Source organism: Arthrobacter sp. STN4 (assembly GCF_024539665.1).
Lineage (GTDB): Bacteria > Actinomycetota > Actinomycetes > Actinomycetales > Micrococcaceae > Specibacter.
Map to the genome: position 1 here is coordinate 271928 of NZ_JAKZGX010000001.1, position 16261 is coordinate 288188.

The 16261-nt window shown below is 66.4% G+C and carries 14 protein-coding genes; 8 read left to right on the forward strand and 6 right to left on the reverse strand.

Annotated elements, in window-relative coordinates; translation table 11 throughout:
- The first annotated feature begins 8 nt into the window (after positions 1 to 8).
- The 6 genes from MMF96_RS01380 to MMF96_RS01405 all read left to right on the forward strand — a co-directional run bounded on the left by MMF96_RS01380 (position 9) and on the right by MMF96_RS01405 (position 5469).
- Positions 9 to 1310 carry a CynX/NimT family MFS transporter gene (locus MMF96_RS01380; RefSeq protein ID WP_256882283.1) on the forward strand — a complete coding sequence of 434 codons (1302 nt, stop codon included), beginning with the start codon at positions 9 to 11 and terminating at the stop codon, positions 1308 to 1310.
- A gap of 53 nt (positions 1311 to 1363) precedes the next feature.
- Entirely contained in the window at positions 1364 to 2296 is a 933-nt protein-coding gene (locus tag MMF96_RS01385) for a LysR substrate-binding domain-containing protein (protein WP_256882284.1), read from the forward strand.
- Positions 2293 to 3393 (forward strand): enolase C-terminal domain-like protein, encoded by a 1101-nt coding sequence (locus tag MMF96_RS01390; RefSeq protein ID WP_256882285.1) that lies wholly within the window; start codon positions 2293 to 2295, stop codon positions 3391 to 3393. Before MMF96_RS01385 ends, MMF96_RS01390 begins: the two co-directional genes overlap by 4 nt.
- 31 nt (positions 3394 to 3424) lie before the next feature.
- Positions 3425 to 3703 (forward strand): muconolactone Delta-isomerase, encoded by a 279-nt coding sequence (gene catC, locus MMF96_RS01395; protein WP_176615261.1) that lies wholly within the window; start codon positions 3425 to 3427, stop codon positions 3701 to 3703.
- Between the two features lie 196 nt (positions 3704 to 3899).
- Entirely contained in the window at positions 3900 to 4754 is an 855-nt protein-coding gene (gene catA, locus MMF96_RS01400; protein WP_256882286.1) for a catechol 1,2-dioxygenase, read from the forward strand.
- 154 nt (positions 4755 to 4908) lie between these two features.
- The gene (locus tag MMF96_RS01405) at positions 4909 to 5469 is read left to right on the forward strand and encodes a flavin reductase family protein (RefSeq protein WP_256882287.1); all 561 of its coding nucleotides are present in this window, start codon (positions 4909 to 4911) and stop codon (positions 5467 to 5469) included.
- Between the two features lie 28 nt (positions 5470 to 5497).
- On the opposite strand, the gene MMF96_RS01410 is transcribed toward MMF96_RS01405, so the two are convergent.
- The 6 genes from MMF96_RS01410 to benA form a co-directional block, all read right to left on the reverse strand.
- Positions 5498 to 8176 (reverse strand): LuxR family transcriptional regulator, encoded by a 2679-nt coding sequence (locus MMF96_RS01410; protein WP_256882288.1) that lies wholly within the window; start codon positions 8174 to 8176, stop codon positions 5498 to 5500.
- A 97-nt stretch (positions 8177 to 8273) separates the two neighbouring features.
- On the reverse strand, positions 8274 to 9638 hold the full coding sequence (locus tag MMF96_RS01415; RefSeq protein ID WP_256882289.1) for an aromatic acid/H+ symport family MFS transporter: 1365 nt from the start codon (positions 9636 to 9638) through the stop codon (positions 8274 to 8276).
- 206 nt (positions 9639 to 9844) lie between these two features.
- Positions 9845 to 10690, reverse strand: coding sequence for a 1,6-dihydroxycyclohexa-2,4-diene-1-carboxylate dehydrogenase (locus MMF96_RS01420; protein ID WP_309145211.1), 846 nt, complete (start codon positions 10688 to 10690; stop codon positions 9845 to 9847).
- A complete protein-coding gene (benC, locus tag MMF96_RS01425) occupies positions 10687 to 12240 on the reverse strand; it encodes a benzoate 1,2-dioxygenase electron transfer component BenC (protein ID WP_256882290.1) in 1554 nt (517 codons plus the stop codon). The genes MMF96_RS01420 and benC overlap by 4 nt, the downstream gene beginning before the upstream one ends.
- A 115-nt stretch (positions 12241 to 12355) precedes the next feature.
- Positions 12356 to 12886, reverse strand: a complete 531-nt coding sequence (gene benB, locus MMF96_RS01430) for a benzoate 1,2-dioxygenase small subunit (protein ID WP_176615255.1) — start codon at positions 12884 to 12886, stop codon at positions 12356 to 12358.
- A gap of 17 nt (positions 12887 to 12903) precedes the next feature.
- Positions 12904 to 14265 carry a benzoate 1,2-dioxygenase large subunit gene (gene benA, locus MMF96_RS01435; protein ID WP_176615254.1) on the reverse strand — a complete coding sequence of 454 codons (1362 nt, stop codon included), beginning with the start codon at positions 14263 to 14265 and terminating at the stop codon, positions 12904 to 12906.
- 302 nt (positions 14266 to 14567) lie between these two features.
- Here benA and MMF96_RS01440 point away from each other — a divergent pair, with 302 nt between their 5' ends.
- Together MMF96_RS01440 and MMF96_RS01445 are read left to right on the forward strand one after the other, a co-directional pair.
- Complete coding sequence (locus MMF96_RS01440; RefSeq protein ID WP_176615253.1) at positions 14568 to 15893, forward strand: benzoate/H(+) symporter BenE family transporter; 1326 nt, start codon at positions 14568 to 14570, stop codon at positions 15891 to 15893.
- 18 nt (positions 15894 to 15911) lie between these two features.
- On the forward strand, positions 15912 to 16247 hold the full coding sequence (locus MMF96_RS01445; protein WP_176615252.1) for a hypothetical protein: 336 nt from the start codon (positions 15912 to 15914) through the stop codon (positions 16245 to 16247).
- The last annotated feature ends 14 nt before the right edge of the window (positions 16248 to 16261 follow it).

A 16261-nucleotide genomic window follows, 5' to 3' on the forward strand; every position in this document is an offset into this window, starting at 1 on the left:
CTTGTCACGTGAGCAATTATCTTGTGAAGAAGCCGTGGACCGGCCGCATCGGGGCGCTGCTGGGCATCATGGTCATGGCCGTGAGCCTGCGTGCGGCCGTCTCGGTGGTGCCGCCCCTGCTGGGGGAGCTGCGCTCCGCACTGGGCTTCGACGCCGGCACGATCGGCCTGCTGGCCATGCTCCCGCCCCTCATCTTCGCCGTGTTCGGGCTGCTGACGCCGGTGCTGATCCGCCGCTTTGGCCTCGAAAGGGTGCTGGTGGCCGCCGTCGTGCTGGCCGTGGTGGGGCAGCTGGTTCGCGCGGCCACGGGGCAGGTGTGGCCGTTCCTCGGCTGGAGCGCCGTGGTCATGGCCGGTTACGGGATCGGCAATGTGGTGCTGCCGCCGCTGGTGAAAAAGTACTTCCCGGACCGCGTGGGCGTGGTGACGGCCGGCTACGTGACGTTGCTGGCGGTGGGCACGGCGGCCAGCCCGCAGCTGGCCGTCCCGGTGGCCGGACTCACCAACTGGCGCGTCTCCATCGGCCTGTGGGCCTCGGTCAGCTTCCTGGTGCTGCTCCCGTGGGCCGCGCAGGCCCTGCGTGACCGACAGGTTCGCCGCAGCGCCGCGGACGACGCCGGCCGGGCACCCGGCACTGCCTCCACCGGCCCCGGTGCGGCCGTGAAGGCCGCCGTACCGAAGCTGGTGCCGTGGCGCTCGCGGGTGGCGTGGGGGCTGGCCATTTTCCTGGCCGGCAATTCGGCACAAACCTACGTCTACTTCACCTGGCTGCCGCCCTACCTGGCCGGCGAGGGCCTGGACCCGGCAGCGGCAGGCTCGGCCCTGGCCTATTTCGCGATTTTGGGCCTGCCCGTCAGCCTGCTGGTTCCCTTGTGGGTGCCGCGCATGAAGAACCCGATCATCGCCATTTCACTCTTTGCCATGTTCTGGACCATCGGGCACCTGGGCCTCTACCTGGCGCCCACTGCCGGGACCTGGCTGTGGGTCACCTCTGCCGGCCTGGGCCAGGGCACCTTCGCCACGGCACTGCTGATGGTGAACCTGCGCTCGCGGACCACGCACGGCTCCTCCGTGCTTTCCGGCTTCAGCCAGGGCGTGGGGTACGCGGGGGCAGGCATAGCGCCGCTGTTCTTCGGCACCATCCACGACGCCACGGGGTCCTGGACGTGGTCGTTCGCCACGCTGGGCCTGTGCCTGGTCGTCATGATGACCGGCGCCGTCATGATCAACCCCAAGCGCTACATCGAGGAGTCGGCCGCCGCTCCCGTCCCCGGGGCTCTGCCGGCACGCACTGATAGTTCAAAGCTCTGAATCGAGCCGATATATGTATTTCTCATAAGTAATCTTTGCGTCCTAATCTGGCAGTGGAGCACAACGGTGCCCACGACCGGAGGGTGGACGACGTGGAAGTGCGTCAGATGCGTTACTTCATTGCCGTGGCCGAGGCACGGCACTTCGGCCGCGCCGCACAGCGCCTGCACATGGCGCAGCCTCCGCTGTCGCAACAAATCAAGCAGCTGGAGGAGCAGCTGGGCACCCAGCTGCTGGTGCGCACCACGCGCAAGGTGGACCTCACCGAGGCCGGAAAGCTGCTGCTGGCCCGCGCCCGCCTGCTGCTGGCGGAGATCGACAAGCTCGAACAGGACGTCAAGCTCGTGGGGGAGGGCGCCAGCGGCGTCCTGCGGGTCGGGGTTTCCGGCACGGCGACCTACCGGCTGATGCCCCTGATTGTGCAGTCGGCGCGCCAGTACATGCCCGGCCTGCGCCTGAGCGTCCATGGGGAAATGCTTACCCCGGAAATGGAAATCGCCCTGGAGGAGCAGCGCGTGGACGTGGCCGTGCTGCGCCCGCCGATCCGGTCAAACCAGTTGAGCCTGAAATTCCTGGAGAAGGACGAATTGGTCGTGGCACTGCCCGAAGACCATGAACTGGCCTCCCGCGGGCTGCTGGACCTCGCGGACCTGGCCGGGGAGGCGTTCATTGCCTATCCGCTGACGTCCGCGGTCAACGCCATCTCCACCGAAGCCTGCCGCCAGGCCGGCTTCAGCCCCCAGGTCGTGCAGGAAACCCGCGAGACCTCCACCCTGCTCTCCTTCGTCGCCGCCGGCATGGGCGTGGCCCTGGTCCCCACTGCCCGGCGCATGTTTGCCCTCCAGGGCATCGTTTTCCGCCAATTGCGGCACGCGCCCGCCGTCGACCTGGCCGTGGCGTGGAAGACGGGCAGCGAGACAGCCCTGCTGAACAAGTTCCTGGACCTTTTTGAGACCCCCGCCCCCACGGAAGGAAACCCGTCGTGAAGATCCAACGCATCGAAGCGATCCCCTATTCAATCCCCTATGCCCACCCGCTGAAATTTGCCAGCGGGGAGGTCACCGATGCCGAACACGTGCTGGTGCGCATCCACTCCGACGACGGCCTCATCGGCGAGGCGGACGCCCCGCCGCGCCCCTACACCTACGGGGAAACCCAGGACTCGATCATGTCCATCATCGACAAGGTCTTCTCCCCGCAACTGATCGGACTTGACCCGCTGGACCGCGGCAAGGTGCACGAGGTGCTGGACCGGACCATCCACAACCAGGTTGCCAAGGGTGCCATTGACATTGCGCTGTGGGACCTGCTGGGCAAGGCCCTGGGCACCCCCGTCCACAAGCTGCTCGGCGGCTATGCCGATTCCATGCGCGTCTCGCACATGCTCGGTTTCCGCCCTGCGGAGGAACTGCTCGAGGAGGCGCTGCGCTTTGGCGAGGATTACGGCATCACCACCTTCAAGCTGAAGGTGGGGCGCCGTCCGCTGGCCCTGGACATCGAGGCCTGCCATGTGCTGCGCGCCGGGCTGGGCGACGACGTGGAGATCTACCTGGACGCCAACCGCGGCTGGACCGCCAACGAGGCGCTTGAGGTGCTGCGCCGTACCGAGGGCCTGGGCCTGACCAAGCTTGAGGAGCCGTGCGACGCCAAGGAGGCCATGAGCCGCCGCAGGCTCGTGGAGAAGTCGCCGATCCCGATCGTCGGCGACGAGTCGGTTCCCACGGCCGGGGACGTCTCACGCGAACTGCTCGCCGGGGGATCGAACGCGATCTGCATCAAGACCGCCCGCAGCGGATTCACCGAGGCCGGGCAAATCCTGGGCCTGTGCGCCGGACTGGGTGTGGATGTCACCATGGGCAACCAGATCGACACCCAAATCGGATCGCTGGCCACCGTCACCTTCGGCGCCGCCCACGAGGCCACCACCCGCAGCGCCGGGGAACTGTCCAACTTCCTGGACATGTCGGACGACCTGATCGCCGAACCCATCCGGATCAGCGGCGGACGGATCTCCGTGCGCAACGTGCCGGGTGTCGGTGCCGGCATCGACGAAGACAAGCTCGCGCGCTACCGCCAAAACTAACCTCCAACCACGCCCTATCCAGGAGAACAGCATGAAATTCCTCGCCCGCATGGACGTATCGTTCCCGGCCCACCTGACCGAGGCGCAAATTGCGGACTTCCAGGTCCGTGAGAAGGAGTACTCGGGACAATTGCAGCGCAGCGGAAAGATGGCAGGCATCTGGCGAATCGTGGGGGAATACGCAAACCATTCCCTGTTCGACGTCGAGTCCAATGACGAGCTGCACCAGATCCTCAGCGGCTTCCCCATGTACCCCTACATGCGCATCAAGGTCACCCCGCTCGCCAAGCACCCGAATTCGATCCGCTAATCGGGCGGACGGGCTTGCCATCCCCGCCGACTGATATGTAAAACATCTGAATCAGGCGGAAAAAAGTATTTCACACGGCTCAATAAGAGGCATAGATTGAATGCATGGAAAGCCGCTGTGACAACCATCACGGCACCATGTGATTTAGTCCCAGCACACCAAAACCCCTCCAGCAGGAGATTACGAAGGAGTAACCATGACCACCGAGACCACGGCAAGCGCCGCAGCTTCAGGGAACGCGGCCACCGACCGCTTCCGCCAGTCCGGCAAGACCGGCGCGATCGCCGCCGACGTCGAGCGCGTCAACCTGCTGGCCAGCAAGCTCATCAAGGCCGCCAACGACATCGTGCTCGAAGAGCGCGTGAGCTATGACGAGTTCAACGCCCTGAAGGCCTGGCTGATCAAGGTCGGCGACGACGGCGAATGGCCGCTGTTCCTGGACGTCTGGCTCGAACACTCCGTTGAGGACGTTGCGACCAGCCACCGCGAAGGCAACAAGGGCTCCATCGAGGGTCCGTACTACGTCCCCGGCTCCCCGTCGCAGGACTCCCCGGCCAAGATCTCCATGCGCGACGATGAGAAGGGCACGCCGCTGCTGTTCCAGGGCCAGGTCCGTTCCACCGACGGTTCCGCGCTGAAGAACGCCAAAATTGAGCTGTGGCACGCCGACGAAGAGGGCTTCTACTCCCAGTTCGCCCCGAACATCCCGGAGTGGAACCTGCGCGGCACGTTCATTGCCGACGCGGAGGGCAAATTCCAGATCGACACCATGCAGCCGGCCCCGTACCAGATCCCGACCGACGGTGCCTGCGGACAGCTCATTGCCGCTGCCGGCTGGCACGCATGGCGCCCGGCCCACCTGCACCTCAAGGTCTCGGCCCCCGGCCACGAACTGCTGACCGCACAGCTTTACTTCCCGGGCGACGCGCACAATGACGACGACATCGCCACCGCGGTGAAGCCGGAACTCCTGCTTGACATCCAGCCGGCCGAGTCCGGCAACGGCAAGCAGGTCACCTACGACTTCGTGCTCGACCCCGAAGCCAAGTAGCCTTCGGCCTGTCGCGACGGCGGGGTTCCCGGCGAAATGTCCGGGAGCCCCGCCGTTCCCATTCCCCGGCAGTCCCACGGCCCACGCCGCCGGGAAGGCCCAAGAACCAGGCCCACGCACCCCAGGGGTGCATCGACGTGAAAGAGGACCAGCCATGACCCAGGAAGCCGTGCGGGCCACCATGGATGCCCGCCAATTGCGCAGCGCCTTCGGCCGGTTCGCCACCGGCGTCACAGTGGTCACCACCCAAGGCACCGACGGCAAGCCCTACGGCGCCATGGTGACCGCCTTCGCAGCCGTCTCGATGGATCCGCCGCTGGCCCAGATCACGTTGACGCGCAGTTCCCGGACAGCCCGGCACCTGGACGGATCGTCCTTCGCCATCAACATCCTCTCGGAGGGGCAGTTGGAGGTGGCCCGGCACTTTGCCGGCCGGCCCACGCACGGCCGGCCGGAATGGGACCTTCGCGGCGGGGTCCCGGTGCTGGCAGGCAATGCCGCCACGCTGGAATGCCGGGCCTGGAACAACTACGACGGCGGCGACCACGTCATTGTGGTCGGCGAAGTCCGCTCGCTGACAGTCTGCGATGCCGCCCCGCTGATCTTTCACGCGGGTGTGTTCCACCGCCTCGGTGAACAGCTCGGGGAGCGCCGGGGTGAAAGCTGGTTTGCCGGTGCACAGTCCTTCCAGCCGCTAGGCACCCACCGGCACTGACATTGCGCACCGTCGTGGCGGCCTTGGCCTACTTGTCGGAGTCGCGGTAGCGGGCCGCGAGCTCGGTGCGTGAGGCCACGCCCAGCTTCGCGTAGATCCGCGTCAGGTGGTACTGGACGGTCTTTGTCCCGATAAACAATTCCTCGGCGGCCTTCCTGTTGCTCGCCCCGGCACACACCAGCGCCGCGACAGCTTTTTCCTGGGCGGTCAGGGTGGACCAGTCGGCAGTGTCCCGGCGCGGAACACTGATGCCGGTGGCCTGCAACTCGCGGTTGCACCGCTCGATGTAGATGGTGGCGCCCAACTGGGTGTAGCCGGCCAGCGCACGCGTCAGCGGCCCGACAGCGTCTCCGCGCTTTCCCGCACGGCGCAGCGACTGCCCGTACGAGTATTCAACGTTGGCCCGCACCACCGGCAGGGTCAGGCCCTGCAACGAGGTGAGCGCTTCCTCAAAACAATCGTGCGTCCCTTCCAGGTCGCCGCGTGCCGCCAACAGCTGGGCGCGCACCACCAGCAGGCGGGCGATGCTGGAGCGGTGCCTGCGCTTCCGGGCCTGCGCCAGCAGCGGAGCCAGGAATTCCCCCGCCTCGTCCAGGCGCTCCTTGCGCACCAGCGCGTCGGCGTAGACGTCGTGCCACGGCCAGAACCCAGGTTCGTCGATGCCGTGCGAGCGGTCCATTGCCAGCAACGGTTCCAGCGCCAGGATGACCTCGTCATAGTCCGCCCGGGCGCGGGCGGCCGCAGCCCGGGCCATGCGGTAGGGCACCTGCATGACCTCGTAGCTGCCGGTCCGCGCCCAGGCCTTCGCAAGGTGGCCCTCGACTTCGAGCGGTTCCCCGCGCATCGAGTGGATCTGCACCGCGGTGAGGTGGAGCAGCGGACGCATCAGTTCGATGCCCGACTTTTCCTGGAGGGCGACACCGGTGCGCAGGGTTTCCAGCGCCTGGTCCCAGTCCCCGGCGGCATAGTGGGCCCTGGCCAGCCAGGCACGGGCCCACAGGGCGATGCGGTGGGAACCCTCGCTGAAGTCCGTGGAGCTGGAATTGGCCAGTTCGTGGCGGGCAGTCTCAATTTGGTCCCCGGCCACGTGCAGCCAGCCCATGGCCATTTCGGCGCGTTGGCGCTGGGCGCCCGACGGCAGGGCGGAAAGCATGCGCGTCAGGATGTCCTCGCCGGCACGCCTTCGGCCCAGCATGCCCAGGCCCAGTCCCTGGATGGCTGAGGCCTCCACGGACAGCGTGCTTTCAGGGGCGCTGAGTTCTGCCGTCCGCTCGGCCCATTCGACCAGCGCGTCCCCTTCCAGCCGGCCCAGCGAGTGCAGGACGCGGCGCTGGGCAACGGTGGCCATGAGCTCGGTGTCCCCGGTCTGCTCGGCCCCGGCCCAGGCCCTGGTGAGCCAGCGGTCGGCGGTCAGCGACCTGCCCTGGAGAATGGCGATGTAGCCGGACAGCAGGTCCCGGGTGGGGCTGCTGGCCATGGCGGCCAGTTCCCCGGCAAAGGAGAGGGCGCGGGGCAGCTCACCGGCGGCCACCGTGGCATCGACGGCCCTGAGCAGGAGGGGCCCGCGTTGGGAGGCATCCGTGGCAAGTTGTGCCGCGCGGTGCAGGGAGGCCGCAGCCGAGGACCATTCCCCGCGGGCAGACTGCTCCTGGGCGCGGCTTTCGAGCTGGTGGGCCAGGCCCGGGTCGGAGAGCAGCGTGGCATCGGCCCGGTGGGCCAGGGGATCGCCCGCAAACTCGCCCAGGGCAGCAGCGGCGGCATGCAGTGCGAGGCGCCGCGAGAGCGGGATCAAATGATAGACGGCCATCTGGTGGATGTGCCCGCTGAAACGCACGGAGAGGTTTCCGCCGCTGCCGGCCACCTCCACCAGTTTCGTTGACACGCATTCCTCTATCAGCGGCAGGGGATCCCCGGCGGCGGACAGCGCGACGACCATGTCCAGGCGCGGCTGCCGGCCGAGGACGGCTGCCGCCTCGATGAAGGTGCGGGCCGGGACCGAGAGGGTTTCAAGCAGCCCGGCCACCTCGGCGGCCACTGCCCGGGGCGCGGGAAAGCGTTGGTTGAGCTGGTTCCAGGTGTGCCCGGGATTTTCGCGGATCAGCTCCAGTGCGGTCTCGATGTTGCCGGCGGTGTAGGCCAACAGTTGGTCGGCCGCGGCCGCCGAGAGTTCGGCCCCAAGGCGCGAAGCGGCAATCTCCTGGAGACCGGCCGGGGTGGGAGGCTCCAGCTCGAGCGTGGTGCCGTGTGCGGCTTCGAGCAACTCGCGTGCGCCATGCGGCATGAAGGCGGCTTCCTCCTCGCGGAGGGTGAGGACCAGAAGCAGCTTTTCGGCCCGGAGCCGCCGCCAGGCAAAGAGCAGCGCGGCCAGCGACTGGCCATCCGTCCACTGCAGGTTCTCGACCACCAGGATGCCGGTGTGTTTGCCGGCCTCCTGGAGGAAGGCGAGCAGCCTGTCACCCAGCGCGACGTCGGGCGCTTCCGGGGCCGGGGGGAGCAGCTCCTGAAGGGCGGAACCCGGGATGCCGCTTTCCCAGCGGGCACCGGCGGAGTTCCAGGTGGCCAGATGCTTGTTGGTGTCCAGGAAACGCCGGACCAGCGTGCTTTTGCCGCAGCCGGCCGGACCCCTGACCACCACCAACTGGGCGGCGCCGGACTCGGCCAGGTGCAACAGCCGTGCCAGGAACGCCTGCGATCGTTGTTGGTGCATGGAGGCGCCGTTTCCAGCCTTTCACTAGGTGTGGCCGGGGCTGCCCGGCCAACGTTGTCCGGGCAGCCCCACCGCCGGTATTTCACCCGGCCTGTGGTCATCTGGACGCGGCGGCCACGGCCGCAGGGGCGGCCGGCAGCTTGGTCTCGGAGTGGTGCAATGGGACAAAGGCTGTCACCAATGCACCAACGATAGCAACTGCGGCGAAGACGTAGAAGGCGATGTGGTTTTGGACGCCCGCCGCCATCAGCAACCCGCCAATGAGTGGGCCGAAGATGCCGCCCAGCCGCCCAAACCCTGCACACCAGGCAACCCCGGCGCCACGTGCGGCGCTGTTGTAATAGTTGGAGACGAAACCGTAGATCAGCACCTGTGTGCCGATGGTGCCCACGCCTGCCACCGCAACCAGCCCGAGCAGGATGCCGAGGGGAAGCTGCATGGTCAGCAGTGCCATGGCCACCGCGGCAAGGAAGAAGGTCGTGGCCACCACGCGCTTCGCACCGATTCGGTCGGCGCCCAGGGAGGCAACCAACCCGCCGAAGACGGCACCGGCATTAAGCACCAGCAGGAAAGCGAGCGAGTAGGACTTGCCGTAGCCGAACTGGGACATGATCTGCGGGAGCCAGGTGTTCAGGCCATAGGTCAGCATCAGTCCGGCGAAGCTCATCAGGCCCAGCAGGATGGTGGGCAGCGCATATTTCCGGGTCGCCAGGGCGCGGAAGCCGATCTTGGCACCGGAGGATGCGGAAACCGGTGCCTTGGCAGTGGCGGCGGCGGCCTCCGGGACGGGGACCGGGACACCTGCGCGGATCGAGACGCGCCGGGCGTCCTCGGTGCGGCCGCGGGCCATCAGCCACTCGGGGGATTCCGGCAGCTTGGCCAGGGCCATGGGCAGCAGGAAGAGAATGGGTGTGGCGCCGATGAGAAAGAGCCCGCGCCAGCCGACGGCGTCCAACAGGACAATGGCCAGCAGCGACGCCAGCACCCCGCCCACCGGGACGCCGGAGTAGACGATGGCGTTGTAGTAGTTGCGCCTGCCCTGGGGGGCGAACTCGGCCACGATCGCGCCAGCGGTCGCGACCAGTGCGCCGACCCCCAGCCCGGTGGCGAAACGCAGGGCGCCAAACGCCATGACGTTGGGGGCGAGTGCGGTCAGGCCCATGCCCAGGGAGAACCAGGTGATGCCGGTGATCATGATCTTGCGGCGCCCGAGGTAGTCCCCAATGGCGCCCGTGGCCAACGCGCCGACCATGACGCCCAGAAGCGCCCAACTGCCCAGGACGCCGGCGGTGGCCGGACCGATCTCGCCGAGCTGGGTTGGATCGCCCAGCAGCGTGGAAACCACAGTTCCGTAGACCACGAGGTCATATCCGTCGAACACGAGGGCGAGGGCTGCTATGGCCACCACCCAGAGGATGGTGCTTTGTTGTTTCCTGGCGGCACGTTGGTCCGGTGATTTCACGATTTGCTCCGTTGACTCATGGGCCCGGGCGCACGGCATTGTGCGGGTGTCTGGGCACGAACAAGCTCCACAGGCGGGTGCCTGCGGTGTGGAGGCCGTAGCCCGGAAAGTTGGCTCCGGACGGCGGGCCGTGGAATGGCTGGGTGCTGAAAATGCCGCATGGGGCGGCCACAGGCCGCCCCATGCGTGGGGAAGGGAAGTACCTGCTAGCCCAGGTCCCCTCCGGCCACCGGAAGGACGCTTCCGGTGATGTAGGACGCCTCATCGGAGGCCAGGAACGCGATGGGACCGGCCTGTTCGTCAAGGTTGCCATAGCGTTTCATCAACGAGGAGTCGACGGTCTGGTCCACGATTTGCTGGTACCAGGCCTTTTCCTGTTCGCCTTCGGGGGCCGGGCCCCGCTTGACGACACGTTCGGGTGCCTCGGTGCCGCCGGGTGCCGTCGCCACCACACGGATGGAATGGGCAGCGCCCTCCATTGCGAGGGCCGAGGTGATGGCCTTGACCCCGCCCTTGGCCGCGCCATAGGGGACGCGGTTGACCCCGCGCGTCGCCACGGAGGAGACATTGACGATGGTGCCGCCGCCGGCCTTGATCATTTCAGGGAACACCGCACGGCACATCCACAGGGTCGGGAAAAGCGAGCGCTGGATTTCCCGGTGAATTTCCTCAGGGGAGTAGTGCTCGAACGGCTTGGCCCAGATGGTTCCGCCGACGTTGTTGACGAGCACATCGATCCGGTCGTGTTCGGTGAGTGCGGCGACGACCGCGGACATCGCACCCTCGAAGGCCTCCAGGTCGGCGGTCACGCTCAGCGCGTGCACGCCGTGGCTGCGCAGGCCCTCGGCCACCGTGTGGACCTGCGGGGACCGGTCAACCAGCACCAGTTCCCCGCCCTCGGCGGCAATGCGGCGGGCCACGGCCCAGCCAATGCCTTGGGCGGCACCGGTGACCATCACGACCTTGCCGGAGAACCGGTCCGCGTGGAAGGACGTGGGCAGGCCGGCGGCCGCAGTGGCGTTCGCGCCGTCGGCGTTCGCGTTGGCGCTCACTTGGCACCCGCCTTGGAGGCTGCGGCCATGGTTGCCTTGGCGTGCTCGTTGTGGGCCATGATCGCCTTGCGGGCGCCGGCCAGGTCGTTGTTTTCAAACGCGGCAACGATCTGAAGGTGGTCGGCGTCCACGGCCCCGTCAATCCAGTGCTCCTGGCGCAGGACCTTGGCCATGGTGGCGGGGACCTCGAGGCGGTTGTAGGCCTGCAACAGGTGTTCGTTGCCGACGCAGCTGAACAGGAACTGGTGGAATGCCTCGTTGGTGACGGTGAATTCCTCGGCGTTCACGAACTTCTCGCCGTCCAGGGTCTTGCCGGCCAATTGGGCCAGGACCTTGAACTCGACCAGTTGCTCGGGCGTCAGCTTGCCCATGGTCAGTTCAACGATGGCCAGTTCCAAGGCCATGCGGGCGTCGAATTGCGCCTGGAATGTTGCGTGCTCCTCGCCGATTTCATAGGCGGGCAGGGTGGACGGCGGCTCTGCTGCTTCCGCTGCCGGAGCTGCGGCAGCCGGCGCCTGCGGTGCGGGGGCGGCGTCGGGGACAACCGCCAGGGCGAACTTCTCGAAGTAGAAGTTCTGCGGCTTGATGCCCTCCCCCTCCAGATGGCGGCGGACACCCTCGACCATGGGCGTCGGGCCACAGAGGTAGATGTCCACGTCCCCGTCGGCCAGGTGGTGCGGCTGGAAGTGGTTGGTGACGTAGCCCTTCTTTTCCGCGCTGCTGGCCGGGTCGCCGACGACGGTATCGAAGGTGAAGCCTTCGATGCGCGCCCGGTAGTCCTCGAGGACGTCGATTTCGACCAGGTCGGTGTCGGTGTTGACCCCGTAGATGAGGTGGACCGGGTGCGGGTTCGACATGCCGGAAAGTTTCTCCAGGATGGCCAGCAGCGGGGCCAGGCCGGTGCCGCCGGCCAGCAGCAGGGAGGTGCGCTTGGGCTCGCGAAGGAAGAAGCTGCCCATCGGGCCGGTGAAATTGATGGCGTCCCCGACCTGGGCCACGTCGCGCATGTAGGTGGACATCAATCCGCCGTCGGTGATGCGGATCAGGAAGGAGACCGTCTCCACTTCCGGGCCGGAGCTGAAGGAGTAGGAGCGGGTCTGCCCGCCCGAGCCCGGAACCTCAATGTTCACGTACTGGCCGGGCAGGAAATTCAGGTCCCCCCGGTTTTCGACGTGAAGGCTGAAGGCGTAGGTGGTTTCGGAGATGCGGCGGATCTCGGTCAACGTCGAGGAGTAGGTGGTTGCGGCGGTCTTCGCGACGTCGGACGTGGTGGGGATCTGCAGCACGAGGTCGGACTCGGGGACCATCTGGCACGGCAGGCAGTAGCCGGCTTCGGCCTCGTCTTCGGTGAGGGCTTCGTCGATGTAGTCCCCGCCGTCGAATTTTCCGGACTCGCAGAAGGACTTGCAGGTGCCGCAGGCGCCGTCGCGGCAGTCCAGCGGAATATTGATGCGGGCCTTGTAGGAGGCGTCGGCAACGGTTTCGCGCGGTCCAACTTTAATGAACCGGGTAATGCCGTCCTCGAAGGCGAGGGCAACCTGATAGGTCATGAGGGGGGCTCTTTTCAAAATAGTGCAGGTGGTACGGCCGTTGGTACCTGGAAATGTTGCGGGGGCGTCGCCGCCCCCGCAACCAGTCCGGGCCCCTTCACGGGACGGGGACTGGTTAGATGTGGTAAATGTCCACGACGTGGTGGATGAAGTCGTTCTTCAACACAACCTTCTTGGCCATGATCACCGGCTGGGTGCCGGAATAGTCGATGGTGTAGAACGAGGTGCCAAAGTAGGTGTCGACATTCTGGTAGCGGTAGTACAGGGTGAACCAGTTGAAACGTACATCGACCCTGTCGCCGTCACTGGCAACGATTTCCACGTTGGTCACGTTGTGCCCGGTGCGGGGCTCGGGCAGGCTGGTGGCCGAGGAGCGGTCGGTCTTGATGCGGAAAACGCGGTCTTCCAGGCCGCCGCGGTTGGCGTAGTAGATCAGCGAGATCTCCCGCTGGGGGTCCTCGGTGAGCGCATCGTCGTCGGCCCAGGCGGGCATCCAGAAAGTGGCCTCGGGGTGGTAGCAGTCGATCCATCGGTCGAAGTCGCGGTCGTCCAGGAAACGGGACTCCTGGTAGAGGAACTGCTTGACGTCCTGAAGTGTCACCGTTCCGGTGCTGGCCTGGAACTCGGTGGTGGCTATGGCGGTCATGGTGTGCTTCCTTACGTCTAGTTCGCTGCGGCGGCTTGTTCGGTGGCAACGGCGTTGCGCATGGTCTTGAGCCAGTAGCCGTGCTGGATCGGGTACAGGCCCTCGTCCTCGGTGCGCGCCCCGCTGGAGATTGGCTCGAGGCCGATCTTCCTGGCGTTCTCGTCAGCGCCGGTGATCTGGTGGGCCTGGCCGCGGGAGAGGTCGTTCCACTTGGCGGCGGTGGCCATGTAGGTCTTCTGGCAGGAGCGGAATTCCTCCAGGTCGTCCGGGGTGGCCATGCCGGAGGCATTGAAGAAGTCCTCATACTGGCGAATGCGGTTGGCGCGGGCTTCGTCGGACTCGCCCTTGGGGGCGATGCAGTAGATGGTGACCTCGGTCTTGTCCACGGCGACCGGGCGGAACTGGCGGATCTGCGAGGAGAACTGGTCCATCAGGTACACGTTCGGGTAGAGGCAGAGGTTGCGGGAGATGCCGATCATCCAGTCGGCCTTCGCCTCGCCGTGGGCTGCAACCAGTTCGTCGCGCTTCTCGGCCAGGGGGCGGTTGGCAGGATCCAGCCATTGGGTCCACAGCAGCAGGTGGCCGTTCTCGAAGGAGTAGTAGCCGCCTTCCTGCTTGTCCCAGCCGCCGGCGTCCATGGTCTTGGTCTCGTTGCTGGACTCGCCGGACGCGCGGCGCGCCTGCGTGGCCGCGTAGTTCCAGTGGGTGGCGGAGACGTGGTAGCCGTCGGCGCCGTTTTCAGCCTGGAGCTTCCAGTTGCCGTCGTAGGTGTAGGTGGAGGAACCACGCAGGACTTCAAGGCCCTCCGGGGACTGGTCCACGATCATGTCGATGATCTTGGTGGATTCGCCCAGGTGTTCTTCCAGGGGCTTGACGTCCTCGCGCAGTGAACCAAAGAGGAAGCCGCGGTAGGATTCGAAGCGCGCCACCTTGGTCAGGTCGTGCGAGCCTTCCTTGTTGAACCCCTCGGGGTAGCCGGCGCCGCGGGAGTCCTTGACCTTGAGCAGCTTGCCGGAGTTGTTGAAGGTCCAGCCATGGAACGGGCACGTGAAGGTGGTGCGGTTGTCGGTCTTCCGGCGGCAAAGCATCGCCCCGCGGTGGCTGCAGGCATTGATGATGGCGTTGAGCACGCCCTCCTTGTTGCGCGAAATGACAATCGGCTGACGGCCGATGTTGGTGGTGAGGTAGTCACCGACGTTGGGGATCTGGGATTCGTGGGCCAGGTACACCCAGTTGCCTTCCCAAATGTGCTTCATCTCAAGCTCGAAGATTTCCTCGTCGGTGAAGATGCTTCGGTTGGCGCGGAATTTGCCGGTCTCCGGGCTGTCGACGAGTGCGTCGTCCAGCAGGGCCGAGACGGTGTCTAAAGTTTCAGTCATGGTGTGCTCCATCCTTCGTAGTGGCGCTGACGCCCTGGTCCACCCGATGGGTGGAAAGACCATGGAGTCCACCTTGACATCATGTGGGGCACCTCACACTAGACATATGCCTAGGCTTGGCCAGGGGTTCCTCAATAGTGTGTTTCAGGTATGAATCATGACTTTTTTGGTATTTGTCTGTGTTTCCCCGGCACCGTAACGTTGGGCCGGACACGGTCCGTGCCCCGCAACTTCTGTCCGGCCACGCGCCGCCCGGGGCGCAGCTGCGACCGGTTTCCCACCATCGGAAAGGCGGCCACATCGTGCCGGAACGCAAAAAGGCGGGAGCCGCCGTCCGAGGCAGGGCCCCCGGGCTGCTGGGCGATCTTTCGCTCAGTGCCGTCTGTGCCGGACTCATCGCGGTGGCGGTTTCCTATGCCGGTCCGATGCTGGTCATCCTGCAGGCCGCCCAAAGGGCCGGCCTGAGCCAGCCACAGACCGCTTCATGGGTCTGGGCAGTCTCGGTGGGCAGCGGGATCGTGGGCCTGGTGCTCAGCCTGTTCACCCGGCAGCCCGTCGTGGTGGCCTGGTCGGTTCCCGGCTCGGCGCTGCTGCTGACGGTGCTGGGAAACTACAGCTTTTCCGATGCCGTTGGCGCCTACATTGTGGCCGGCCTGCTGGGACTGGTGCTCAGCCTGACCGGATTGTTTGGCCGTCTGCTGGCCGCGGTTCCCCGGCCGATCCTGGCCGCGGTCCTGGCCGGGGTGCTGCTGCCCTTCGTGCTCAATGCCACCGGTGCCGTGCTGGCCTCCCCGGTGGTTGCCGGCGGACTCGTGGCCGCTTATTTTGTGGCCCGCCGCCTGTGCCCGAAGTACGCAGTGCCGGTGGCGCTGGGAGCGGGCGTTTTCTTGTCCGTGGCGGTGGGGCAGGCACACAGCCCCGAGCTGACGCTTGCACTGACCCAGCCGGTGTTCACTCTTCCCACGTTTTCAATCCAGGCCGTCATGGGCATTTCCATTCCCCTGCTCATTGTGACCATGGCCGGCCAGAACGGGCCGGGCCTGGTCATGATGCGGACCAGTGGCTACGAGCCCAATGACAGGCTGCTGCTCGGCGGAAGTTCCGTGGCCAGTGTGCTTTTTGCGCCGTTCGGTTCCCATGCGATCAACCTGGCGGCGATTACGGCTGGAATCTGTTGTGGCCGCGAGGCCCACGAGGATCCCGCGAAACGTTATGTTGCCGGGGCCGCCGGCGGCGTGTTCTTCATCGGCTTTGGCTTGTTCAGTTCCACCATCCTTGACCTGTTTGCGGCGGTTCCCCGTGAGCTCATCACGGCCATGGCAGGGGTGGCCCTGTTGGGGGCCCTGCAGTCGTCCATGCTGGACATGCTCAAGACGGAGCGCAAGGGACCGGCCGCGGTCGAGGCCGCCTTTGCCACCCTGATCGTCACCGCTTCGGGCATTGCGCCCTTTGGCGTCGTGGCACCGTTTTGGGGCGTGTTGACCGGAGCGGTGGTGTACCTGGTGCTGGGGGCGGCCCGGGGACGCGCCCGCGCGAATGCCGCCGCCGCGCGGGAAGCGGCTCAGCAAGCTGCGCAGGAACCGGCGCGGGAACCGGTGCAGCCGGCATCGGCGAACGTGGGGCCGTAGCTGGTGCATGATGGAAGCATGACTGGACTTGACCCGGAAGCACGCCGTGAGGAACTCGAGGAAGCCGCGGGGGAGCTGCGGGAACTGTGCGAGGACGTGCCCGTACCCATGCAGGCCAAGCAGTACATCTCTTATTTTTGCGGGTCCACGGAACAGTCCGCGGCGGAACGGTCACCCCGGCGGCAGGCGTTCTACGCCGCGATTGGGCGCTTCCGGCAGGCCTGTGCGGCACTGGACGGTGACTTTGAGGCTGCCGGGTATGTGCCCCGGGAGGTGGCCAGCATCGGGAAGGAAAGTGCCAGGTTTGCCGCACTTCGCCAGGCCATTGCCGCGGCGGCCGGGGACCCCGGGTAACTGCCGGAACCGGG